The organism is Nonomuraea sp. NPDC050680, from assembly GCF_040654555.1.
In the GTDB taxonomy this organism is placed as follows: Bacteria; Actinomycetota; Actinomycetes; order Streptosporangiales; family Streptosporangiaceae; genus Nonomuraea.
Genome location: NZ_JBFAIF010000027.1, coordinates 75,905 through 99,250, shown reverse-complemented (window position 1 = coordinate 99,250; position 23,346 = coordinate 75,905). Strand labels below are relative to the sequence as shown.

At 63.4% G+C, this 23,346-nt stretch carries 14 protein-coding genes and 1 pseudogene; 8 read left to right on the top strand and 7 right to left on the bottom strand.

Features of this window, described 5'->3' with window-relative positions:
* The first annotated feature begins 373 nt into the window (after positions 1 to 373).
* Positions 374 to 1,381 carry a HEAT repeat domain-containing protein gene (locus tag AB0H88_RS46575; RefSeq protein ID WP_357655821.1) on the top strand — a complete coding sequence of 336 codons (1,008 nt, stop codon included), beginning with the start codon at positions 374 to 376 and terminating at the stop codon, positions 1,379 to 1,381.
* A gap of 87 nt (positions 1,382 to 1,468) precedes the next feature.
* On the opposite strand, the gene AB0H88_RS46570 is transcribed toward AB0H88_RS46575, so the two are convergent.
* The 3 genes from AB0H88_RS46570 to AB0H88_RS46560 all read right to left on the bottom strand — a co-directional run bounded on the left by AB0H88_RS46570 (position 1,469) and on the right by AB0H88_RS46560 (position 11,965).
* A complete protein-coding gene (locus AB0H88_RS46570) occupies positions 1,469 to 3,256 on the bottom strand; it encodes a DddA-like double-stranded DNA deaminase toxin (protein WP_357655819.1) in 1,788 nt (595 codons plus the stop codon).
* Between the two features lie 133 nt (positions 3,257 to 3,389).
* Entirely contained in the window at positions 3,390 to 3,734 is a 345-nt protein-coding gene (locus tag AB0H88_RS46565; RefSeq protein ID WP_357655816.1) for a hypothetical protein, read from the bottom strand.
* Complete coding sequence (locus AB0H88_RS46560) at positions 3,731 to 11,965, bottom strand: DNRLRE domain-containing protein (RefSeq protein WP_357655813.1); 8,235 nt, start codon at positions 11,963 to 11,965, stop codon at positions 3,731 to 3,733. The genes AB0H88_RS46565 and AB0H88_RS46560 overlap by 4 nt, the downstream gene beginning before the upstream one ends.
* A gap of 886 nt (positions 11,966 to 12,851) precedes the next feature.
* Between AB0H88_RS46560 and AB0H88_RS46555 the strand changes: the two genes are divergently transcribed.
* The gene (locus tag AB0H88_RS46555) at positions 12,852 to 13,298 is read left to right on the top strand and encodes a nitroreductase family deazaflavin-dependent oxidoreductase (RefSeq protein WP_357655811.1); all 447 of its coding nucleotides are present in this window, start codon (positions 12,852 to 12,854) and stop codon (positions 13,296 to 13,298) included.
* 307 nt (positions 13,299 to 13,605) lie between these two features.
* Entirely contained in the window at positions 13,606 to 14,760 is a 1,155-nt protein-coding gene (locus AB0H88_RS46550; RefSeq protein WP_357655808.1) for an HNH endonuclease, read from the top strand.
* A gap of 444 nt (positions 14,761 to 15,204) precedes the next feature.
* Here the strand turns inward: AB0H88_RS46550 and AB0H88_RS46545 are convergent, their stop codons facing one another.
* The gene (locus AB0H88_RS46545; protein ID WP_357655806.1) at positions 15,205 to 15,888 is read right to left on the bottom strand and encodes an ATP-binding protein; all 684 of its coding nucleotides are present in this window, start codon (positions 15,886 to 15,888) and stop codon (positions 15,205 to 15,207) included.
* A 200-nt stretch (positions 15,889 to 16,088) separates the two neighbouring features.
* Between AB0H88_RS46545 and AB0H88_RS46540 the strand changes: the two genes are divergently transcribed.
* Both AB0H88_RS46540 and AB0H88_RS46535 read left to right on the top strand, forming a co-directional pair.
* Complete coding sequence (locus AB0H88_RS46540) at positions 16,089 to 16,904, top strand: helix-turn-helix transcriptional regulator (protein ID WP_357655803.1); 816 nt, start codon at positions 16,089 to 16,091, stop codon at positions 16,902 to 16,904.
* Positions 16,901 to 17,098: a DUF397 domain-containing protein gene (locus AB0H88_RS46535; protein ID WP_357655877.1), complete on the top strand. Its 198-nt coding sequence runs from the start codon at positions 16,901 to 16,903 to the stop codon at positions 17,096 to 17,098. Before AB0H88_RS46540 ends, AB0H88_RS46535 begins: the two co-directional genes overlap by 4 nt.
* A 99-nt stretch (positions 17,099 to 17,197) precedes the next feature.
* Here the strand turns inward: AB0H88_RS46535 and AB0H88_RS46530 are convergent, their stop codons facing one another.
* Entirely contained in the window at positions 17,198 to 17,320 is a 123-nt protein-coding gene (locus AB0H88_RS46530) for a hypothetical protein (protein ID WP_357655801.1), read from the bottom strand.
* 41 nt (positions 17,321 to 17,361) lie between these two features.
* Positions 17,362 to 17,709 (bottom strand): annotated as a pseudogene (locus tag AB0H88_RS46525) (nitroreductase family deazaflavin-dependent oxidoreductase); the annotation flags it as partial.
* A gap of 358 nt (positions 17,710 to 18,067) precedes the next feature.
* Here AB0H88_RS46525 and AB0H88_RS46520 point away from each other — a divergent pair.
* The 3 genes from AB0H88_RS46520 to AB0H88_RS46510 are packed head-to-tail and all read left to right on the top strand — an operon-like array spanning position 18,068 to position 20,954.
* On the top strand, positions 18,068 to 18,379 hold the full coding sequence (locus AB0H88_RS46520; RefSeq protein ID WP_357655798.1) for a hypothetical protein: 312 nt from the start codon (positions 18,068 to 18,070) through the stop codon (positions 18,377 to 18,379).
* Positions 18,376 to 20,406 (top strand): DUF6571 family protein, encoded by a 2,031-nt coding sequence (locus AB0H88_RS46515; RefSeq protein WP_357655796.1) that lies wholly within the window; start codon positions 18,376 to 18,378, stop codon positions 20,404 to 20,406. Before AB0H88_RS46520 ends, AB0H88_RS46515 begins: the two co-directional genes overlap by 4 nt.
* The gene (locus AB0H88_RS46510) at positions 20,403 to 20,954 is read left to right on the top strand and encodes a hypothetical protein (RefSeq protein ID WP_357655794.1); all 552 of its coding nucleotides are present in this window, start codon (positions 20,403 to 20,405) and stop codon (positions 20,952 to 20,954) included. Before AB0H88_RS46515 ends, AB0H88_RS46510 begins: the two co-directional genes overlap by 4 nt.
* Before the next feature lie 485 nt (positions 20,955 to 21,439).
* Here AB0H88_RS46510 and AB0H88_RS46505 read toward each other — a convergent pair whose 3' ends face one another.
* Positions 21,440 to 23,344 carry an N-6 DNA methylase gene (locus tag AB0H88_RS46505; RefSeq protein WP_357655791.1) on the bottom strand — a complete coding sequence of 635 codons (1,905 nt, stop codon included), beginning with the start codon at positions 23,342 to 23,344 and terminating at the stop codon, positions 21,440 to 21,442.
* Positions 23,345 to 23,346: the final 2 nt, after the last annotated feature.

Sequence of the window (23,346 nt, the reverse complement as noted above, 5' to 3'; positions counted from 1 at the left end):
GCCGTTCGCGAAGTACGGCTGGACGCGATGACGCCCAAGCTGCGCATGCGGTTGTTTCGCGAAGGCTCCGGCGGGTTGGAGCCGGTCTGGCTGTGGTTGAACCACGACGGCACCCCGCGCCCGCCGCACGCCTGGCACAAGACCTTCGCCCGGGCCAACGCTCGGGGTGGACAAGGCCATGGCCGCATCCGGGGCGACCGGGCGGCTGTGGGCTCGCGCGCACATGCTGCGTCGTCGGCATGCGTTCGGGCCTGTCAAGTAGGGTCGGTCCGGCCTCGAACGGCGGGTCGCGTGCAAGCGCAGAGGGCCGTTGCTTAGTTTCGGGTCAACCCGCCCGTTCACGCCTGAATCGTCGTGTTGCTGAGGGAGAACGATGGACCAAGCCTACGACCAGGACTTCATGGAGGGCGATGGGCTCGAGCGGCACCAAGGGACGGATCTCGACATCCGCACAGTGATGGCGCGGATGCCACGCGATGTGAAGGAGTGGACGAAGCTCAGCGAAGTGCCCTGGGCCCGCTTCCTCCATGCCTATGGGCCGGCAAATGATATCCCAGATCTCTTAACGGGTATCAGGTCCGGCGATGCCGCCATCGCGGCGCGCGCGCTCGACGAACTGCGTGGCGCGATATGTCATCAGGGCACCACCTACCCGTCGTCGGCGCTGGTCGTGCCGTTCCTGCTCCGCATCGCCGCCGACCCGACGACACACCATCGAGCGGACGTGCTGAAGCTGCCCGCCGACTCGGCCCGGTGCATCATGTACGTCCGCCCCGGCTCGCGTGAAGGCTTGCTGCAGACCATCCCTTCACCCCCCGTAGTGCTCTTCGACAACGGGGGTTACCCCGCCAACTGGTCGGTCGAGGCCGCCCGCGACGCCATCGCCGCGGACGCGCACATCGTCCTGCCGCTGCTCGACGACGCCGACGCCGCGGTCCGCCAAGCGGCCTGCTACGTGCTCGCCGTCGCGACCGGTGACGGCCGGCGGATCTCCGCCGCGCTACGCGAGCGGCTCGACGTAGAAGACGTGCCGGGAGTACGCGTGAGCCTCACCCTAGCGATCGCGCAGTTGGCTCGGGACCGCCCGGACGAGCGACAATCCGCCATCGATTGGACCCGCGCATCCTGGTCGGACCCGGCACAGCCCGCCGAGGTCCGGCTGGGCGCCGCGCTTGCGTGGTCTTGCCTGGCGGACGATGATCCGGTTCCCGATGAGCTCTTTGCCGTGCTCACCGAGACGGTGTCGTTGGACAGATCACGCATGATGGAGCAGGTGCCCTGGGTCTGGGATATTCCCTACCCGGACAGGGGATTCTATCGTTGCCTGGAAGCAATGTTCGGGCCAGGCGTATACCGCTGGCTTCACCCCAACTCCGTCTGAGGCCGAGTTTCCATGGCAATGGGGCCTCTCAACTATTTGGGAGGCCCCATTGCGGTGACTACAAGGTCATGTGATTACGGGACAGCCTCAGTAGGCAGGCGGACCAGTTCCCCGGATGGTCTTCGCCGACTGGGCTCCCGGCTCCCATACCGACATCGACCAACCCTTGGGAAGGATGCGGGACACTAGCCCGTAGCAGTTGACCGGGGCGTTCCACATGGCTTTGTTGATGACGACTTGCGCGTGTTTGAGGCCACTCAGCCGCATCCACATCGCGTATTTCGTTTCGACGTGGGATGCTGTATAGAAGTTTTTACCCAAATATCCGTCGACAGCGCCCGATAGTTCGTCGTATCCGCTCGTAAGCTCGTTTCCCAGCGGCACTCCGTCACTGAACTCAAGTTCTATCGGATTTCCGCCCTCATCGAATATCTTTCCGGTGGTCTCGCGCTTGCCCGCAAGACCGTCCCGGGCCTTGTCTACAAAGCTCGGACATGAATTATGGACCAGGACCGAGGTGTCGGCCGCCAGGACGTAGTAGGAGTGAAGGTCCTCAACGGTCATGTTGTGAACGCGCTGCACAGCGGTCCACTTGTTGATCGCGCTGATCTGGACGTACGTTCCCGCGGACGTGCGCAGCCACATGCCGGGCTTGAGCTCGTCGGCCCTTACCCACTGCCGCAGCGCGGGCACCCAGAACGGGTGGTGGTCGGTGGCGATGATGCTGCCGTGCTTGTCACCCTCGTCACCATCGGTGTCGATGCTGATCTGCACGAGGCGCTTGTCGCCCTTGCTGGTCATGACTGCCGTGACGCGTTCTGCTCTGGTCTCCCCGGTCTCCGGGTCGGTGGCCAGAACCTCATCCCCAGCTTCGACGTCCTCGATGGGCTTGCGTGTGCCGTCGGCCATAAGCACCTCGGTGCCGGGCACGAAGCTGTGGCCGCAGCTCAGGATATTGTCGACGACCGCTTTCCCGGCTTTTCTGACAATGCTACCGACCTTCATGGAGAAGACATCGAAGGCTGCCCATGCACAGGATTCGAGATCGCTCTGCACGCATCCCTTGATATCCCCGTAGGCGACCTCCTTGACGAAGTCGATAACACCGTCGGCGGTTCTGTCCCGATTCCTCGCCGTCCACTTGTTGACGGCGTCAGGATTCTTCTGCCCGACTGCGGCCATCGTTACTTTGGTTTTATCGGACTTGCTGAGATTGCTGATGTGGGTGTTGGAGGAATACTCCGCAACGTCCGCCGGAGTGGCAGTCTTGGAATCGACCTTCTGCTGGAGGGTCGGTGCGCATTCCATGCGTCCCGATCCGTCTCCGCAACCGTCCACTATGTGGCCGTCTAGTTCGATGTTGTTGATGGGGTTGCCGCCGGTGAAGGCGTAGCGGTTGCTGGTCCAGGGGTCGAGGCCGAGGCTGAGATCGTCGAGGGCGCCGTTATAGCTGTCGAGGTTGAGGAAGCGGTTGAGGCCGGGGTTGTAGTTGCGGAACCCCATGTCGTACATGCCGGTGGAGTTGTCCCAGCGCTTGCCGTTGAAGCGGTAGGGGTTGTACTCCTCCTTGGCCGTGGGGTCGGCCGGATCCGGCTTGTCGATGCCGGTGAAGAGTTTGTCGTCGTTCTTGCCGTAGGCGGTGTAGCCGTAGGTAGCGCGGGTGTCACCCGTCTCCGACGTGATCTGCTCGACGTCGGTGTGCGGGTTGTAACCGTAGTAGGACGACTCCTCGCGATTGTCGTCGGTGGACTTCACCTGCGAAAGGCGTTCGCCCCGAGGCGAGTACTGGAAGGATTTAACCAGCTTGCCAGCCACTTCTTCGTCCAGTACTTCGGCGGACAGGCCGAGGTAGGAGTAAGCGGTGAGCGATATCAAGCGGTGAGTGCAGAACGCCCCGTACCGGCCAAAGGCCGCGAGCGCTGCCTCTGATCCGGCGCTGGCTGAGCGAAACCACACGGGCCTGGAGACAGCTTCGCCTCCAGGCCCTGCGAGGGTCCAACCGGCAGGATCACACGTCAAAATCCAGATACGCCTGCCGTGCGATGGCCCGTAGCTCCTGCCAGGCGGGAGCTGTCGCGACCGCTTCCTCGGTCCAGAGCTCGGTACCGTACTCCGTCATGTGACCGAGCTTGGCATCAACTGGTAGGAGCGCCTCGAGCGCTCTGCGGCTCAGCAGACCATGCTGCACCTTCGCCTGAGCCAGATGCAGTGCATCGTCGAATTCCAGAGCAAGTTCGTCCACGTCGACGTTCAGGCTTCGGACATGCTCCATCTGGCGGTCGGCATCCCAGCTCAGCCGGGTGAGGACATCGCGGATCCACCGATGGAAGTCTGGCTCCTGTTCGCCGGTCATCGAATTATTCCCCCTAAGTCTCCGTGTGTACCCACGACCCGCCAGTACGGGTCCTTTCCATGATGCCCGCCACCAGGATGCCAGCGGATCATGCGTGGAGACTGATTCCCCGTGTAGGGATCATAATACCGGAATACCCATCCTTGACCTGTTTTATTGCCGTGGCGCAGTTTTTCTACACGCCACCCGGGGGTGTCCTTCACCACTGCCAAGATTTGCTCCGGAGTTGCGCCACGGAGAACATTTGGATTTTCGTAGATGTCATCGACCGACTGGATTGATCCTATTGGCCCTGCTTCTTCGCGCAGTTTCTCCTTCAGGCGTTCACCATTTGCCGCGCTCGAGGCGGGTGAATCGATGACTTCATCGGCCCTACGGAAGAGCTTCTTGACGGCCTTGGTCCCCCATCTACCGATCTTGGTGAAGGGTATGAACCCGACAGCAGCCCAGCCGCAGTCGCCTGCATTACCTTCAGAACATCCGATTTCCTCTTCGAAGAGGGCGTTGAACCAGTTTTGGTAGCCGGCCTTGGCGGCCTCGTAGAGGGATGGGTTCTCAGTGAAGGTGGCTGTGAGCGGCGGTGCGTCATTCTGGCAGCCGAAGCCGACGCACGAGCTCTTTGTTGCCTTTGTCTTCGATATATATGGATTGCTGGTGTGTCGTGGGTTTTTGGCGCGCTTTTCGACGTCTTTCCGCCAGGCTGTATAGCCGCCGTTCTTGCCGTTGGCCCAGTCGTCAGGGATGTGGCCGTCTAGTTCGATGTTGTTGATGGGGTTGCCGCCGGTGAAGGCGTAACGGTTGCTGGTCCAGGGGTCGGTGCCGAGAGAGAGGTCGTCGAGGGCGCCGTTGTAGTTGTCGAGGTTGAGGAAGCGGTTGAGGCCGGGGTTGTAGTTGCGGAACCCCATGTCGTACATGCCGGTGGAGTTGTCCCAGCGCTTGCTGTTGAAGCGGTAGGGGTTGTACTCCTCCTTGGCCGTGGGGTCGGCCGGATCCGGCTTGTCGATGCCGGTGAAGAGTTTGTCGTCGTTCTTGCCGTAGGCGGTGTAGCCGTAGGTGGCGCGGGTGTCGCCGGTCTCGCTGGTGATCTGTTCGACATCGGTGTGCGGGTTGTATCCGTAGTAGGAGAATTCCTCGCGGCCGTCGTCGGCGACCTTCACCTGGGAGAGGCGCTCGCCCCACGGGCTGTATTGGAAGGACTTGGTGAGTTTGCCGGCCACCTCTTCGTCCAGGACCTCGCCGGAGAGGCCGAGGTAGGAGTAGGTGGTGGATTTGGCGTTGGCGGTGCCTTCCTTTTCGGTCTTGGTGGTGGTGCGGTCGAGCGGGTCGTAGGTATAGGTGGTGACGGTGTTGGTGGTGCCGTCGGTGCCGAGCTTTTCGTGCTTGGTGACGTGGTCGAAGCCGTCGTAGGTGTACTTCTCCCAGGTCTTGCCGCCGCCTTGGGTGGTGCGCAGTCGCCCGTACGGGTCGTAGGTGTACGTCGACGTCTGGCCGCCTGTGATCGAGGTCAGGAGGCGGTTGCGGTCGTAGGTGAAGGTGGTCTTCTTGCCGAGGACCTCTTCTTCCCAGACGTTGCTGTTGGCGTCGTGGGAGTAGGTTTCGGTTTCGGCCGTGCCACCGCCGGTCGGGGTTTTGACGGTCTTGGCGATGCGGTCGCGGGGGTCGTAGGTGTAGGTGTAGTCGTTCTCGAGGTAGGCGCCGGGGTTGTCGGCGTTCTGGATTTTGGCGTGGTCGTGGGCGCGTTGCAGGTTGCCCTGGTATCCGAGGGTGTGTTCGGCGACGAGTGTGGCGTTGGGCTTCTTTTCGAGGGAGTGGCGCAGGACGCCGGACAGGAAGTAGTCGTAGTCGACGGTGTTGCCGTTGGCCTTGGTCTCTTGCAGGCGTTCGGCGCGGGGGGTGTAGGTGTAGCGGGTGGTCTTCGGCGCGGTGTCGGTGGCCGACTTCTTGTTGACGACCTCCTCGACCAGGTCACGGATGTCGTAGCCGTAGGTGGCCAGCGTCTTGTCGTGGGTGCGCTGCACCACCGCGCTGTTTTCGTTGTAGCGGTAGGTGGTGGTGTTCTTCAGGACGCTGTTGAGCTTTTCCTGGATCTGGTCGATCTGGTTGAGCCCGGTGTAGCCGATCTCCCACCGGTCGATTTTGGCGGTCGGGGACTTGTCCTCGAGCAGAGTGAGGTTGGCGTTGGGGTCGTAGGTGTAGGTGAAGTCCTTCTTCTCGGTGTCGGTGTCACCGGTGTTGTCGCGTACCAGTTTGACGGCGTCGGCGGCGACGGTGCCGTTGGCGTCATCGGTCAACGTGACCGAGTGAGCGGTGCCGGCGGTGAAGGTGTAGGTGCCCAGGTCGACCCAGGTGCCGCTGTCCTTGGTCTGGTCGAGCGTGACGGTGTCCTGGCTGCCCTGGTGCTTGACCGTGTACTTGGCGTTGGTGGCCGTCGCGCCGGAGGGGTATTGGACCTGCACCTTGTAGGTGCCGTCGGCCGGGGTGGTCAGGTTCCAGGTGAAGGAGGACTGGCCGGTGCCCGAGGGGGCGGTGGCGTAGTCATAGCCGACGAATCCGCTGGCCGGCTCGGCTTGCGGACCGACGATGTTGGAAGCGGATGTGCCGCCCGTACCGAGGGTCCAGGTGCCGGTGGTGGTGACCTGGCCTGTGTCGGAGTTGTCCTCCATGACGACGTCCAAGCCGAGGGGGACGCCGTCGTCGGAGTGGGTCTTGAGCTTGCCGTCGGGGTAGTACGACCAGTCCAGGGCGCGCTGTGACGAGCCGCCCGCGGACGTGACGGTGCGGTTGGTCTGCAGGCCCAGGTCGTTGTAGTCGTAGGTGGTCTTGATGTCCCACGGGTCGGTGGTGGTCTTGGACCAGCCGTTGTCCCAGTAGGTCATCGTGGTGATGTTGCGGACGGTCTGACCGTGTGAGGGCGGGGCGGAGATCTCCTTCAGCCGGGAGACGGCGTCGTAGGCGTACAGGACGCTGTCGGGCTTGTTGTAGACCGGGTCCTGCCGGTCGAACGGGTAGATCTCCTCGGCGGGCCGGTTCAGCTTGTCGTACTTGGTCTCGGCGACGAAGTCGCGCAGGTCGCCGCCGCGTTCCACGCCGCGCGGGGTGATGGTCTTGGTCTTGTTGCCGACCTGGTCGTAGGCGAACTGAGTGGTGACGTACTTGATGGCGCCGTCGGTCTCGGAGTGCGGGACGCGCGTTTCGATGACGTCGCCACGCTTGTTGTAGCCGGTGAGGGACTTGTTGCCCTCTTGGTCGGCTCCACTGACGACCAGCCCGTCGAGGTCGTAGTCGGTCTTGGTGATGTATCCGGCGGCGTCGGTGACGGTTTTGACCTGGTGGTTGAGGTCGTAGGTGGAGATCGCGGTGTAGTCGGCGGTGTCGGTGGTGGCGTTCTTGCGCGGGTCGACGACCTTGGTGGTGTTGCCGACGGTGTCGTAGCTGTAGGTGATCTTGCGCTGTTCGGCGTTCAGGACGTCGGTCAGCTGGTAGATCGGGTCGTAGACGTAGGTGGTGGTGTAGTCCGCGGGGTCAGCCGGAGTGAGGTTGCCCTTCGGCTCGGTCTGGGTCTTCAGGTTGCCGGCCAGGTCCCAGGTGAAGGACGCCTTGCGCTCCTGACCGGTCGGGGTGTCCTTCGGCAGAACGGATTCGAGGAGTTGGTCGGCCTTGTCGTAGACCGCGGTGGCGACGGCGCCGTTGGGGGCGGTCGTCTTGGTGACGTTGTCGTTGGGGTCGTAGATCGGCGCCGGGGCGGTGATGAACTTGCCGGCGTCCTGGTCCTTGGGGGCCTTGGACTCCAGCGGCCGTTTGAAGATGTCGTACGTCTGCGTGGTCTGCTTGCCCAGCGCGTCGGTGACCGTCAGGACGTTGCCGCGCACGTCGTACGTGGTGGCGGTGACCTGCGCGTACGCGTCGGTGATCTTCTCCGGGTATCCGGAGGGGTGGTAGTCGCTCAAGCTGGTGGGGTTGCCGTTGGCGTCGGTCGACTTGGTCAGCTGGCCGAGCGGGTCGTACTCATACGAGGTGGTGTAGTCGCCGGCCGTCGCGGACTCGACACCGAGGGGGTCGGTGACCGTCTTGAGGTTGCCATTGGCGTCGTAGCCGAAGACCCACTTGCGGCCCTCGGGTGAGGTCTTCTCGGTCAGGTCGGCGACGTAGCCGTTCAGGAACGACTGGTAGGCCAGTGTGGTCGGGTTGGTGTCGTTGACGTTGGCCTCGGCGTCACGCAGCTCCAGCGGGTAGCCGGTCTTCTGGTCGAAGCTCCAGGTCGCGTACGCGCCGTTGTCCTCGGTCAGCTTGGTGACGTTGTGGTCGGGATCCCACTCCAGCCCGGTGGTCTCGTCCTTGGCGTTGGTGATCGATTCGGTGCGGCCATAGGCGTCGAGCACGTACTTGGTGGTGTGCTGGAGCGGGTCGGTGACGGTGGCGTGGATCATGCCGCCCTGCGGCCCGTCCGGGTCGACGTAGTCGAACGTGGTGACGCCGTCGAGCCGGTCGGTGAGAGTTTCGACCTTCCACTTGTCCTTGGGGTCGACCGGCGCCTCGTAGTACTTCAGCGACGTGGTGTTGCCGCGCGGGTCCTTGACGTTGACGAGCTTGACGTTCTTGGTGCCCTGGGTGGCGTCGTAGGTGAAGCGGAACGTCTTGGCCTCGTCGTCGCCCGCGCCGTCGATCATCTTGGCCATCAGGCCCTTGTCGGTGTAGGCGAAGGTCACCTTGCGGCCGGCGATGTCGGTGATCGACTCGACGTTGTCGATGATGTGCGGGTTGGTCAGCTTGGTGTCGTCGACGTCTTGGCCCGCATCGTCGACGTAGGTGTAGTCCTGGCCCTTCTGGTAGTAGGTCAGGGCGAGCGTCTTACGTCCGGCCGCGTCGGTGATGTGCTGCAGGAACTTGGTGGGCTTGTTGTTGGAACGGCGCCGTTCGTAGGTGAACGACATGGTGTTGCCGTTCTTGTCGACGATCGCCGACTGGAAGCCCTCTTCGTCGAAGAAGAACTGGGTGCGGTCCGGCTTGGTGAACACCCAGCGCCGCTGCTCGGCCAGCTCCCGCTGCTCCTGGGGGAAGGAGTCCGGGTCGACCTGCTGCAGGTACAGGTGTACGCCGCGTGGGTGGGTGTAGTCGCAGGTGGTGTAGTCGCAGTCGCGCTTGTCCAGGCCGTGGGTGTCCAGCGTCCACACGTGTGTGGTGCCGTCGCCGTCGGTCAGCCGGACCTGGTCGGGCCAGTTCTGGCCGGGCGGGTGGAACTGCAGCTGGGAGCCGAGTTTCGCCAGCGTGGAGGTCTGCAGCGACCAGCCGTAACCAAGAGACGCCGTGGAAGTGTCCAGGCTGTTGTAGGTCATCCGGACGAACGTCTGCGCGCCCCGGGAGGGGTTGGAGAAGGCGTTGTAGTTCCACACCACGTTGCCGGCGTACGGGTTGACCAGCGCGGTCGCTCCGGCGCCGGTGTTCTTGCCGGTGTACTGGTAGAACTTCTCCAGCCCAAGCAGGTCGGAGGTCGGGGAGTCGATGCGGATCTGCTGCGGCAGCTGCGGCAACTGGTGGGAGGCCGACTTCCAGTTGTTGGTGAGCGTGTCCTGGACGTCCCACACCAGTTGCAGGCCCTCGGCCAGGTTGGTGCCGCCGCCGCTCACCGTCGGCGCCTTGACGTTCGCCTCGACGGCCACGCTCTCGCCCGGGGCGAGCTGGTTCGGCAGCGGTGTCTTGAGCTGGTTGTCCGGGGTGGAGATGTCGGTGCCGTCGGGCAGCTTCCAGTGGTAACTCACCGCGGTCGAGGTGGCGGGCCAGGTCTCGGTGGTGGTGTTGGTGACCACCACCGTGATCTGCCGGGTGGCGCCGGAATCCAGCCGCTCGGAAGTGCCCGGCACGTAGAAGGCGGACGCGCCCGTGCTCTTCTCCGCGTACGTCACCCGCAGGCTCGGGCGCAGCACTGGCTCATCGGCCTCCGAGGCCAGGAACGAGGCCGACTGCTTGGCGGTGCCCGCCTCGTTGGCGACCTTGACCAGCAGCCCCTTGTTGGTCGCCGGATCGGTGACCCACGCCTTGGCCGCGTCGGTGGCCGTCCAGGTGCGCCAGCCGGGCGTGGCCGTGACGCCCGCCACCGACCCGAGCGCGGTGGCGTCGAAGTCCCCGCCCGCGCTGCTCCATGGGCTGTTCCACGTCGCTGCTTCATCGAAGCCGGCGGTGAGCTTGTGGGCGGTGAAGCTCGCGCCCGTCCCGGTGGAGGTGGCTCCCCACAGCGACAGCGTCGTCTCGCTGATCTGCGCATCGGCCGGGATCTCGGCGGCGAAATCGCCGAAGGTCACCACCGCGCGGGTGTTGCCGAGCGCGGTGGCGGTGTTGCCGACCTGCAGCCGCTTCTGCCCGCCCACCTGGTCGTGGCCGATCGACGGCTCGCCGGAGGCCAGCGTGGTGTCCGCCGTCCCGTACAGGGTCTTGGCGATCTGCCCCGGCCGGGGCAGGGTCACCGTCATCTCCTGCGACGGGGAGCTCTGGCCGTTCTTCAGCACCGCCTCGACCCAGTACGTCGCCTGGTGGATGTAGGAGGGGTCGGCCACCGCGGCCGGGTCGCCGCCGCTGGCCGTGTCCACGTACGAGGTGACATCCGTCGGCAGCGTGGTGATCAGCGTGTCGTAGCCGGCGCTGAACCCACCGCCGCTCTGGCAACCCGACGGGCACGTGCGGTGCAGCTCGTAACCGGCCAGATCATCGGATTCGTCGCCCGGCGTGGGATCGGCGTAGGCCGTCCACGCCAGCGAAGCCCCCACCGAGGTGGCCGTGGTCACCGGCTTGAGCGTCACGCTCGGCACACCCCAGGTGACCAGCAGCCGCGGGTGGTTGACCGTCTCACCGAACTGGCCGGCGCCGCCGTAGACGTCCTCGCTCGCCTCGTACACCGGTCCGCCGACCTTGCCGGTCGTCCCCTCATCGGCCGCCTTGAGCATGAACCCGGGGGTGTCGCCGTCGGAGTTCATCCACCTGTCGACCACGCTGGTGACGTTGAAGGAGTGCCAGCGCGACAGCTCACCCGGATTGCGCGTCACGCTCGCCGCCGGCGTCGCGGCCACGGCCGGCTGGTTGTTCCAGTTCACCAGCCAGGACTGCCAGTCACCGGTGATCTCCCGTGCCTCCACCGTGACCGGCCCGGCCTCACCGAGCGCCTGGTCGAAGTACGTCTCCAGGCGGGCGTCGTCGATCCTGGTGCCGATCAGCAGATCGGAGGGCATGTTGAAGCGCAGCAGCGCCCGGTTGATCGCACCCGAACTCGTCTTGCCCACCGGCAGCTGCCAGGCGGCGTCGAAGTTCGTGGTCTTCTTGCTGGAATCGACGTAGGCATCCCACGCCTCCGGCGTGATCCGCACCGTCGGGTCGATCACCACCGGCCACTTGCGCTCCGCCGCGCCCAGCCACGCCGCGTCCGGCTTGAGGGTGATCGTCGCCTCGGCGCCGTGCTGCTCCACGCTCTGGGTCACCGCGTCGGAATGGCGCTTGCCGTACGGCGAGGCGGGATCCGCCTGCGCGTCGATCATGAACGGCTTGGGGATGGTGAACGCCGCGGTGCCGTCCTCGCCGACGAAGGAGATCGAGCCGTCCTGGCTCTGCCGCGCCTGCACCCCACCGGTCTTGACGGTGAACGCGAACGACGCATCGGCCGCCGGCGCCTTGGTCAGCACCAGGTACTCCTTCACCCCCTCAGGGGTGATCTTGTAAACCACATCGACGCCGTCCCACACACCCGGATAGGTGACCGTGGAGCCGTCGACCTTCGGCGTAACCGGCCGGGAGTCACCCGCCACACCGAAGGTGACCTGCCGACCATCCAGCTTGATCTTGACCAGCCGGTCGGACCTGTCACCGAATCGCGTGGCGAAGCCCGTCTTGTCGTTACCGTGCGGGAACCCGTCCTCCGACGCGTCCTCCACGCGCGTGTCGACTGGCTGCCACTTGCCATCGCCGTCGAGGAAGTTGGCCGGTCGCGACGACACCTCGGCCTGCAGTCGGCCGTCCTCGAGCTCGAACACCGTCGCGAACCGCGACCGCTTGCCCGCAACCTCCTTGACCCGCTTGCCCGGCGGCTGCGCCACCGGCCGGCCTGTCCGGCCGTCGGCGCTGCGGCCAGGCAAGGTGATCTCGCCCTTGCCCGGACGCACCTCACCCTTCGGATCCTCGGCGAACCAACCGGCCACCGCATCACTCAGCCAGGACGTGAACCGGCTGAGCACATGCGGTTCGCCAGGCACAGACGATGCCTGGGCCACAGCCGAAGACGGCGGCGCCAGCGAGGCCACCAACACCATCGTGAGGACGACCACGACGGCACGCCGTAACCGGGCGCGCCCACGAGGGCGACTCGACCCGGGCACACGAGGCCGCTTGGGGGGTAACAACGACACAAGTACTCCACTCACGCAGGAAGCCAGCGCATAAGGCCTACATAAAGGCCCCAGCGCAAAACATCCGAATCAGGCCATAAAGCGACACGAACCGTCAAGATTCGCGCACAGTGACATATGGAGCCGAGAGCACCCCGAGCTCCACGCGGCCACAGAGGCCTCCTGCTGGGAAGATCGATCCCGGTCCACGCAAGAGCTGACCGCTCGTCAACGTGACTGTCCGTAAAGGCCGCAGGTCGTCACGAACAGACCACATCAACGCGTTGATCACATTCACAGCAAACCCTCAGGAAACGCTCATACCGGCATACATATGGACGTTGGACCCACTAGCTGCCGAAATATATGAAACGAGTGCCCGGCTCACCTTTTTTGGCAAAACTAGCCACCGTGGTCGCCGAGTGCTACGTCGGCAAGAGCCCTCCGTCTCCTCTGCGCGAGGAGACCGTCACGGTCGTGGCGCGGACCGTCCCACCAAACGCGAACGCCGCAGCATCGACAAACTACTCGGACGCCCAACGGCGGAGGGATGAGGCACCGGGCCCGACCCGGCGTGAACGGGCATACCGCATCGAACAGGTACGGGCGGTTCTCCCGCACTCACCTCACCGACGCTGTTCTCGCCGTTCTTCCGCCCGCCCCGCAAGCGACCGAGACCAGGCGTGGATGAAACCCGCACGGTGCGGGTGTTGAACCCTTCGCACGCGAGTCGGCCGACGTAGGGACGGATGACATGCCTCTTGAGGGTGAGTACGAACCCAGCACCGCGCAGTGGGTGCGTGAGCAAGTGGAGCTGTACGAGAGCTCCGGCGGTACCAAGGGCACGACCTTGATGGAGACGGGATTGCCCGTCGTTGTGCTGACCACCCTGGGCGCCAAGAGCGGCAAGATCCGCAAGACGCCACTGATGCGTGTGGAACATGAAGGCCGATACGCCGTGGTCGCCTCGCAGGGCGGCGCTCCCCAGCACCCCGTCTGGTACTTCAACCTCAAGGCCGAGCCCCGTGTGGAGCTTCAGGACGGCCCGGTCAAGCAGGACATGAGGGCCCGTGAAGTGACTGGCACGGAGAAGGCCGAGTGGTGGGAGCGTGCGGTGGCGGCGTATCCGCCGTATGCCGACTACCAGAAGAAGACGGATCGGGAGATCCCGGTGTTCGTGCTGGAGCCGGTCGAAGTCTGACCGCGGGGAAAGCCTGCCCCACTGGACGCCTGCCACCGCGTCCACCAGCACCTGTGAGTCCCGCCGCGCTCGCCCTCGCGGCGGCACTCGTGCGTGCCTCTTGCGGCGGGCTCTCACGGGCGGCGCCACGTTGGTGATCGCTCTGTTCGACGGCCTTTGATTAACCGGGTACAGGCCTGGACCAGCCAGCTAGCTCCGCGTCCGGTGGCACCCCACCGGTGACTTCGCTAGTCCAGCCCAATACTCGAGGGCCAGCGGGAGGCCCAGCATCCACCCGGCTGTCGGTCCCCGGACATATCGTGATCCGATGGCTTTATCCGATCTCGATCGCGAGATGGTCCTGGCGGCCATCGAGGAGTACGACCAGCTAGGCCGCGACGCCTTCCTGAAGCGGTATGGCTACCGAGGAGCACGCGACTACTTCATCGTCCGCAACGGCCGCCGCTACGACTCCAAGGCCATCGCCGGCGTGGCACACCGCGGTATCGACGGGCATCCGCTTCGCGCTTCGGAGTTCTCTGGAGGGGCCGCAACGGTCGCCAGGGCCCTTGGCCACCTCGGTTTCCTCATCACTTCGCGCCAAGACGCGTCGCCTGCCGCGGCATTCCTCGAAAAGCTCAGAAACCTCGACACCGCCGTCTCGAACGGCCGCCCCAAACGGCACCAGCCACTCACCCTGCTGTGGGCCCTCGGCCGCGCCGCACACCGAGCGGAACGCCTTGCTCCTTGGAACACCACCCGGGCCGAGATCAGCGCACTCATCAGAGAGTTCGGCCTGCCGGGCGACCGGCCCACCCCTGAATACCCGGTCTTGAAGCTCACGCACTTCGGGCTATGGACGCTGCCCGACCACCCCGAGCCGCCTCGCCCCAGCGGCAGCCCACCTCTTGCGTGGATGAGTCGAAACCAGCCGGTCTCCGGTCTACGTGAGTGGGTGTACGACCTGGTGACGGAGGACCAGGCGGTACGGTCTCAAGCGAGCGCGTACCTCTTGAGCACGTACTTCCCAGACGTGGATCAGAACGCGCTGCTCGTACGCGTCGGTCTGAGCGACCTCGACGATGAGCCGCTCCCACCGCACGACGACGTCCGTACACCGGAACGCCGCCCGACCACAGTCAAGCGAATCGTCCGGGACAGCGCGCTCTCACAGCTGATCAAGACCCTGCACGATCACACCTGCCAGATCTGCGGAGTCCGGCTGCTGCTCCCTAACGGCCCGTACGCCGAGGGAGCGCATATCCGCCCGCTCGGCAGCCCGCACGACGGCTACGACGTGACAGGCAATCTCCTCTGCCTCTGTCCCAACGACCATGTGCTCTTCGACCAGGGCGCAATCATCGTCAAGGACGACCTCACGGTGATCAACCGGCTCACCGGCGAGTCGCGGGGGCTCTTGCGCACCGTTCCCGGGCACGACGTCGATCCGCAGTATCTGACGTACCACCGCGATTTGTACTGACTCGTAACACGTGCTCAGCCTGCGATCGAAACTGTCGGATCTCTCAGCCAGGATCCCCCTGCGACGAACTCAACAGTCGCGGCCGAGGTGAGACCCGAACATAAGCTGGCCTCGCCCGAGAGGATCAACCTCCACATACGTTCGGCCACCTGGCGGCGCCACGGGCCGGCGTATGACTCACGAGGAGACGATCCCTGGTCCGTACGACGGATTCGATAGTTGCCGCTGCAGGCCAGGAGCTCGTAAACGACGGTGCTGCACGAGCAGGTGTATTCGAGGATCCGGCAGCGGGACGGGTTGTCCGTGGTCCACTCCAGGAGGGTCTTCGGACCGTCTGTCCGGTGGGGTGGGTGCGGAGCAAGTCCAGGGCACGGCCATGCCTTCGTCACCAGACCTGTGGGTGGGGCCAGGACGCCAGCCGCTCGCTTCGCGTCCGTCATGGCCTCAACGCACCTCATCCAGTACTCCAGGCTGCTGCCTGATCTTCAGCAGGGCCCAGACGATCTTCCCGCCCGTGCTCAGCCATCGATAGCCCCACTCCGCGGCTGTCTTGTCGACCACCTGCAGCCCTCGTCCGCCAACCTCCGAGGCGCTGGGATGGCCGATTCTCGGCGGCTTAAGACTGGGATCCCACACCTCTATGACCACGTCATCGGCTGTGCGGTGGAGGGCGATCCACACGTGTCGATCACATCCGGCGAGTATCCCGAACATCTCGATTTCTGCTTCACGAGCTACTTCGCTTAGCTCGACCGCTTTTATGCCATTGGTCACCAGCTCACTGCCGATTAGCCTGGCATCGTCGATCAGCTCCTCGCACCCCCACCTCTCCAGCACCAGCGCGACATACCTGCGCGCGATCGACACAGATACCGGAAAAGCTGGTAGCTCAATACAGTCGTGTAGATTCGCCCCCTTCTTAGCTTCCCTGTTCATATCGCGTCCTCGAAGACGGCCACCTGAATCCGCACTCGCTGAGGCCAGCGATACCTGCATGTCCCGTTCATGGCCCGCACCGCCTTCTGCCTGCCGATCAAGCTCCGGATGTACGAACTGGGCAACCTCTCCACGAGCTGAGCAATGTGCGTCCACCTCGCCGACCACCTCCACAAGGGCCTGGAGATCCATTTACCGCACGCGACGAAGCCCCGTCTTTCGCTGCTGCGTGGAACCCAAGCATGAGCAATATCGGCGACCGAAAGTGCCCCTACATCGCGAAACTGGACGACAAAAGAAGACGCAAAGGCGGTATTATCTGTCACACATCTGTCACTCAATGACTGCGGCCAGGGGATATTTCAGGTGGAGCACAACGACCGGAGAGCAGCGTGGACACCGAAAACAGCGATCACATGTCTCCGCGAGCTCGCTTCGCCTCCGACCTGGAGCACTACCGGAAGAAGATGAAGCTTTCTCAAATATCACTAAGCACCCGGATGCGATGCCATACCTCCCTAATCAGCCATGTCGAAAGAGGACGTCGCACGCCAACACTTGAGTTCGCCGAGGCGGCCGATCAGGCTTTTGGGCTTGATGACCATTTCGTAAAGCTATATCGGCAAATCACCCATTCACCCGCCCTCGGTTGGTTTGCACGCTGGGTGGAGGAGATAGAGCCGCAGGCGGTCATCCTTCAGTCGTGGGACCCGCTCCTGGTTCCAGGGCTGCTCCAGACCCCGGAGTACGCCCGAGCGATCTTCTCCACGACGGCCTCTCCCGAGCAGGCGGAGGAGCGGGTTCAAGCGCGAACGCGACGCATGCAGATCTTCGAGGGGCCGACGCCTCCGACGTTCTTGGCCCTGGTCGACGAGAGCGTGATCGATCGCCCCATCGGAGGGCCGGCAGTCCTCCTGAACCAGCTTCGCTACCTACATGAACTGACGCAGCACCCGCGGATAACCATCCAATTGGTGCCAACCGCAGCAGGCTGTGTGGTTGGCATGGTGAGCGCTTTCGCCCTGGCACGCCTCCGCGATGGAACCGAGGTGGTGTCGGCGGACTCGCTCCTGTCCGGCCACGTCACCGGAGATCACGAAACGGTAGCGCAACTCAAGGTGAGATATGACACCATCAGAGCGGACGCTAACTCGCAAACAGCGTCACAACGGGCAATAGGGGATGCGATAAGGAAATGGTCGAAATGAACCTAGAGCAAGCGGAGTGGCGTAAGGCAACCGCCAGCGGCGATACGGGCCAGTGCGTCGAGGTCGCTACCAATCTTCCGAACGTCGTAGCTGTGCGCGACAGCAAGAACCCAACCGGGCCTGCCTTGATCTTCACTCGCAATGAGTGGACGGCGTTCCTGCACGGAGCGGCGCACGGCGAGTTCGACCTCTGATCTTTAGAAGGCCCTCACAGGTTCACGGTTTGTTGCGCGGAGGCGGCATCGGCGTAGCGGGGCGCTGCCCGACGGTTGCGGCCGTTGGGGCAGCGCTGCTCAGGGCTTGTCGACCGTCACCTGGCACGCGCTGTACGGGCCGCCGCTCTTCGCCTCCGGCACCACCTGGCCGTCGATCTTGATACGGCACTCCGCCGCGCCCTCGGTACCGGCGTTATGCACCCACAGGTACAGGTACGGCTAGGACCCATCCTCGTGGCCGATCAGTTCCCGGCCGCCGTCTCCAGCACGAAGACGGGGATCACCCGATCGGTCTTCTCCTGGTATTCGGCGTACGGCGGATACGCGGCGACCGCGCGCTCCCACCACTCGGCCTTCTCATCCCCGGTGATCTCACGGGCCGTCATGTCCTGGCGTACGGGCCCGTCCTGGAGTTCCACATGCGGGTCGGCCTTGAGGTTGAAGTACCAGACCGGGTGGCTCGGGAAACCGCCCTTCGAGGCCACGGCCGCGTACCGTCCCTTGTGCTCCACGCGCATCAGCGGGATCTTGCGGACCTTGCCGCTCTTCGCGCCGCGCGTCGTGAGAATGACGACGGGCAGTCCTGTGTCTGAGGTGCCTAGCAGATTCCGGACAGTCGGCTACATAAGCTGACAGAAGCTGGAATAGGTAAGTACGTGACGAGGCGTCGCAGGCCCGCTGCTCTTCGCTCCCCGCATCACCTGCCCGTCGATCTTGATGCGGCACTCCACCGCACGCTCGGCGCCGGCGCCCCGCACCTACAGGCACACCAGGCCGACTATGTGGCCCCAATCGTCGCCGAAGCAATCGCCTTCATGCGTGATACGCAGTAGACGAGAAAATTATTGAGATTATACCCCTTCGGCAGTTCCGCTCGACGAACCTCCCAGCGACCCTTATCGTCACATTAATCCCATAGCTAGTCGTCCTCAAGATCCAAGGTTTCGGATGATGGCGGCACAGGAAGAGATCAACGCTGCTCGACGCATGATCGAGGAGTTGCGAGACCAGCACGCCCACGACGTGCTCAAGCTCATCCGTCTGCTCGAAGACGGGGCGATGAAGGGCAAGGCCGCAGACAAGCTGATCAAAGACTGCCAAGCCTGGGAGGCAGCCTACAAGAGCGTCTTCCACCGGGCACTAGCAGTACTCGACTCCGCGCCGGTAGGCCCCGGCTCCGCGCAGTCGGCCCCCGAGCTGTTTCGGCATGCATTAGGGCAACTGCCATCTAGCACCGATCCTGGGATGCCTCACCGATGAGCCCGCATCCGACACGCATCGGCATAGATCCGACGCTGATGAGCCAGTTGATCAACGAAATCAAGCGCCTGAAGCAGTCGTGGCCTGATATCGATAACCAGATCGGGAGCGCCTTGCGCGCAGCTGGCACGAGCATGTCCGGACCAGGCATGTTAAGGGACATCAGCTTCCAGATCGGCGAGCGAGTTCCCGATCTACAGCGACGTCTGGACCTCATCATCGCGACTCAGAAGATCGGGCTCGACAAGGGCGTGGTGTGGGCGGATGAGTCCCTCTGGGTTTCGACCTCACCCACTAGCGGCGCCGCAGCGGCCAAGCAGGTAGCCGACGAGCTGCGCGCCGCGCGACGAAACTTCCCCTTCTTACAGCGGCCTCTCAGCGATAAGACACTCGATGCGCTGGAGAAGCATAAGCATGATCCATATTTTGCCATTGCGTTCGCTAAGGAAATCCCTCCTCAGGAGCTCAAAAAGCTCTTAAGAGACCTCGATCAGGCTCAGGCCACCATGCTTATAGACAAGGACGACGAAGGCCCCAAGTCTGATGCACAGCGACTTCTGAGCACTCTCGGAACAATTTTAGGAACGGCGTCGCGCGGAGTCGGCGACATGAAGTTACCCAGGGGCTATGTCGACGAGTTGATCAGCAATCAGAGTGCCCGAGATAGCTCCAACGTGAACGAGTTGCTGAGACATGGCACATTCGACGATGTCTTTCTACGCGACCTGGCAAACAAGGTATACGACAACACACAGAGGAGCGTTGGCGATCAAGGAAACATAATAGGGTTTGGCTCAGGGCTGGCAGCGGCCTTGGCTAACAACTCCAGGGTCGCACAAGATCTTTTCGCCGATCCTGCACGAAAACCGCTCGCCTTCTTGATGCGAAACAACCGTTGGGATGACGGAGGCCGAGAGATGGGACGAGCGATCGAAGCCGCCACAACCACGTACCGTGATAATACTCAACCTCCCAGCAATTCCCGCGGTTACAAGTCGGCTCTGATCGCCTCCTGGGCAGTGCACTTCTGGGCCGACAAAAAGGCTCAGTGGGTACTTCCCAAGGCACGACTGAGCGCAGCCCGCGTGCTGTCCGCCTACATCAGCGACGTTCATCGAACCCCTGGGAGCGGCGCCAAAGAAACCATGGGTGTTACGCCCCTGGCCGACTCGGATCCAAATCTGCCAGGTCAGCAGCCGTATGGGGCCCAGTTCGAACGCAAGGCCCTCAAAGATATGATGACGTGGGCATTCGATGACCCGGAGGCGCTTAGGACAGTCACTGAAGCTCACGGCAGATACAGCCTAAAGGTCGTGGATGCACAAGCAGGCCAGATCAAAGAGGCAAACACCAAAGCGTTCGAAGACTGGAAGGGAAATCATCCGAACGCTACCAAGGCCGAGCTTGCTGCAGAGTGGCAGAAAACTCTCGAAGCAGGAATGATCAGCGCCACAGCGGAAGAGTTCAAAGCCAAGGTGTTTGACCTCAGCAGGTCCCTCCACCTCATAGTAGATGCAGGCAACATTTCCGACATCAATAAGGCAGATCGGAAGGACGAATCCTATGAGACGTTCACCGACACGTTGATTGCCACGACGAAGATGGTACTCACGCCCGCCGGGGATGTAGTCGTTGCGGGATACGAGGGTATGCAGGGGAATCTTGATGACGCCTTCAAATTCGAAGAAGGACAGAAGGCACGTGCCCAAGCCGGATCAGCTCTGACCGAAAGCCAGAACATGTTCAAAGATCTAGTCGCAGGCGCAATGCTACGACATGGGATGTTCGGCGAGGGTTCAACTCCCGGCGGCACACACCCGCACGCCTCTCAAAACTACGCCAAAGATTCCCCGGGAGATTTTCTCAAGAAAGACGGACAGCTCAAGCCGCGCAGCACCATGGACGCCACCGAGGAATTCGCCTATACAGAATGGCTAGGGCACTCAAAAGCTTCGCGTATCTTCAGCGGCATAGACTCATCGGTCCGAAGCGGATTCGCTCCACCAGATCCAAAGGTGGGCGAATGAGCAGCCGCGCTTTGCTGTCAGCTTCACTCGCCGCGCTGCTGATCATGGCTGGCTGCTCATCCCCTCCTCCGCAACAGGATCGGCGCCCGTTAGGCAACATAACCGCCGAGCCTCGTGAATGCGGCCTCATCTCCCGCGATGCCATTGCTCGCGCCACAGGCTTAGATGACTTCTATGCGGATGGAACGACCTCGATATCGCACTTCGCATACTGCCAAGTGACGAGATCGCCGGACACTTCAGAACCCGCATGGATGTTGATCGAGCTGCGGGATCCGATGGATACCTCCATCCAGAGTCTCGAAGCTACGAAGTTAAGCGACAAGGGAGTGTCTTTGCCGACCGATCTAGGCCCTGGGTTCAGCGCGGCGATTAAGGATAAGGAGGGAACCTCTGTGGGCGCCTATGCGCTTGCATGGATGCCCGATGGGTCCAAGCTACTTTCCGTCAGGATCGCACGAGGCGCGCCCGGTCGGGACATTCGCGCCGACGCCATCGAGTTCGCCAAGCAGCTCAAGCCCTTCCTGCTCCCCTCGTCGCCAGGATAACTCCCAGCGGTCTGGGAGCGAGGCCGCGTCTTTCGCTGCAGAGGCGTTGCCGTCCCACAGCAGCACGTCGGCGACCCGGCGAACCTCCTCAAGATGGCTCTCGGCCTCTCGGCGATCCAAAGGGCTGACCCGTTGAGCAGCGACAGCCTCACCCTGCACGGCAGTCCAACCCAGGCCGTGGGTCCCAGGAGGTTGAACGATACTCGCGCCATGTTGCAGGCCGGCAGCATCAACGCTTCGGCCCGATCGACTTCGCCGGACGAGTTGTTGGTGATGGCCATGAGATCGGTAAGGATGAGATCCACAGGTTTCGATCATTGCTCCGGACGATCGCCCGGATCGGCAACTGCTCTGATCGGTGCAACCGGCGGGTCTCAGCCCAATCCTTCACACTCAACACTCCTCACGCTCCCACCTGGAGGGGCTCGAGGTGGGTCCGTTTTCGCGCGTCCCCAGAGGGTCAGGTTTTGCGGCGCCGTCGAGACTCATTCTGTGAGTTCAAAAACTTCAGCCCGACATAGACTGACAAGAGATTCGCCTTGCTCTGATGCCGTTTCCAGTTGTTTCTCCAGAGTCTCGAGCCTTCGAAAGGCTGCACCAAGGCGGCGTTGCTCCTGCAAGGGCACCCGCGGAATCTCCACTCGGCGGATGTCTGAGCGAGACGTCCCCGACTGCCCTCGCACCTGCGCTCCCGAGAGCTTCAAAAAGCCCGACAGGCACGTCGGATCTATCCGCTCGCGATCCATGCGGAGAAGTTGAAGTCCAGGCCCCAGCGCCATCCCACCCATCTTCGCCACACGGGCGACCATCGACCGTCCTCCGGAGGAAACCACCACGTCGCCAGGCTCGACTGTGACCATGTCGGAGGTCGCAGCCATTCGTCCGCTCGGGTCACCGCCCCGGACAACGTCCTCCAATGTAAGGACCGGTATTTTCCCTGGCTGTTGCTGTGTCTTCGGTGCTTGCACGACGGTGATCGCTCCCGCCCTGACTTGCTCGGCGATCGTGGTCATGGGCAGATTCCGCTGCAGAGGGGCGAGCTCTCGTAGGCTTTCCACCGCTCGAAGAAGGTCAGCCAGGGAAGTATGCAGCCTCTCCAACACCAGCGGGAACGCTTCTGCCTTCTCACGGCGCTCGGCGACGTAACGAGCGGGGGTCAGGTCGACATCCTCGTCGAGCAGTTCGATGAGTGGTACCGCTCCGGCCACGGGCTCTCGTTGGAAAGCCTTCCATCGCTCAAGGACCATCGATGGCAGCTCGATGAGGGGAATGTGGGAGGCATCCACCATGAGCACGTGCGTTGGAGTGGGATCTCCGGGCTCGGGCCGACGCAAGATCCAGAGATGCGGTGCTGTCTGGGAGCCAGGAGCGGTTCCGGCAGGAAGAGTGATCACGGATCGGATGGCACCCGTGCGAAGCAGCTGCGCGCGAATCCGCCGACCCGAGCGACGGTCGGCTGCGGACTGGGGCATTAGAACAGCCATATATCGGCCGGGCCTGAGGTGGAAAAGTCCGTGTTGTACCCATGGGAGCTCCGGCTCGCCACGCGGCGGCAGGCCGTACTGCCAGCGGATGTCACTGGCCAGCTCTTCGTAGCCCCAGCTACGCTCTCCGAAGGGCGGGATGCAGACGACCGCGTCGGCCTGGGCCGAGCCGAAGCGATCGTCGCGAAGAGCGTCCCCTGTCTGGATCGTGGCGTCGTGCCCGTGAAGGCGTAGGCGTGCGGCCGCCACTCGTGCGGCCGCTTCGTCCTGTTCTTGGCCAAGCAGGCGAGTGGCGCCAACTCCGGCGGCGGTCAGAAGCAGTGTTCCGAGGCCGCATGTGGGGTCGAGTACTGTGCCATTGTCCGCTGACGGCAGCGCGACCATGAGTTCGGCAACCTCGGGAGCGACGACGTCGATCCTTCGGGAGTGTGCTTCTAGATAGCGCTGGTAAAGAAAGTCGAAGATGGGCTGAGTCCCCTGTTCCTCTGCGAGGTCGGCGATGGCCCTCAGGATGGGGATTTCTACCCGCACAGTTGATACGCCAGGGAAAACGCCTTCGATGATCTCCGTATCGGTCTTCTTGGCTAGGCGCCTCCACTTCGTCCCTGATGCGCCGACGAAGACGAGGAACTCACCGATCTCTCCCAGCGCCTGCCCGAGGTAAAGATCGTCGACTGTCGCCCTCAGCTGCTGCCAGGCTCGTTCATCCGCGGGAACTGCTGAGAGCTTGCCCTGCCTGCGGAGCCACTCCTCGATCTCTCCGAGTGAGAACAGCGGGCTGCTCGATGTTCCGCCGACCGGTGCCGGAAAGTCGTCGAACCGCCGGCGCCAGTTGCTGACGGCGGCGCGCCCAACCCCCGCCAGCCTTGCGATGTCGGCCGCTGCGACCGTGGCGCTGTCTTGCATGG

Coding starts and splice junctions, on each gene's coding strand:
- AB0H88_RS46575 (WP_357655821.1), top strand. CDS start 374: ATGGACCAAGCCTACGACCAGGACTTCATGGAGGGCGATGGGCTCGAG.
- AB0H88_RS46565 (WP_357655816.1), bottom strand. CDS start 3,734: ATGACCGGCGAACAGGAGCCAGACTTCCATCGGTGGATCCGCGATGTC.
- AB0H88_RS46555 (WP_357655811.1), top strand. CDS start 12,852: ATGCCTCTTGAGGGTGAGTACGAACCCAGCACCGCGCAGTGGGTGCGT.
- AB0H88_RS46550 (WP_357655808.1), top strand. CDS start 13,606: ATGGCTTTATCCGATCTCGATCGCGAGATGGTCCTGGCGGCCATCGAG.
- AB0H88_RS46545 (WP_357655806.1), bottom strand. CDS start 15,888: ATGGATCTCCAGGCCCTTGTGGAGGTGGTCGGCGAGGTGGACGCACAT.
- AB0H88_RS46535 (WP_357655877.1), top strand. CDS start 16,901: ATGAACCTAGAGCAAGCGGAGTGGCGTAAGGCAACCGCCAGCGGCGAT.
- AB0H88_RS46520 (WP_357655798.1), top strand. CDS start 18,068: ATGATGGCGGCACAGGAAGAGATCAACGCTGCTCGACGCATGATCGAG.
- AB0H88_RS46515 (WP_357655796.1), top strand. CDS start 18,376: ATGAGCCCGCATCCGACACGCATCGGCATAGATCCGACGCTGATGAGC.
- AB0H88_RS46510 (WP_357655794.1), top strand. CDS start 20,403: ATGAGCAGCCGCGCTTTGCTGTCAGCTTCACTCGCCGCGCTGCTGATC.
- AB0H88_RS46505 (WP_357655791.1), bottom strand. CDS start 23,344: ATGCAAGACAGCGCCACGGTCGCAGCGGCCGACATCGCAAGGCTGGCG.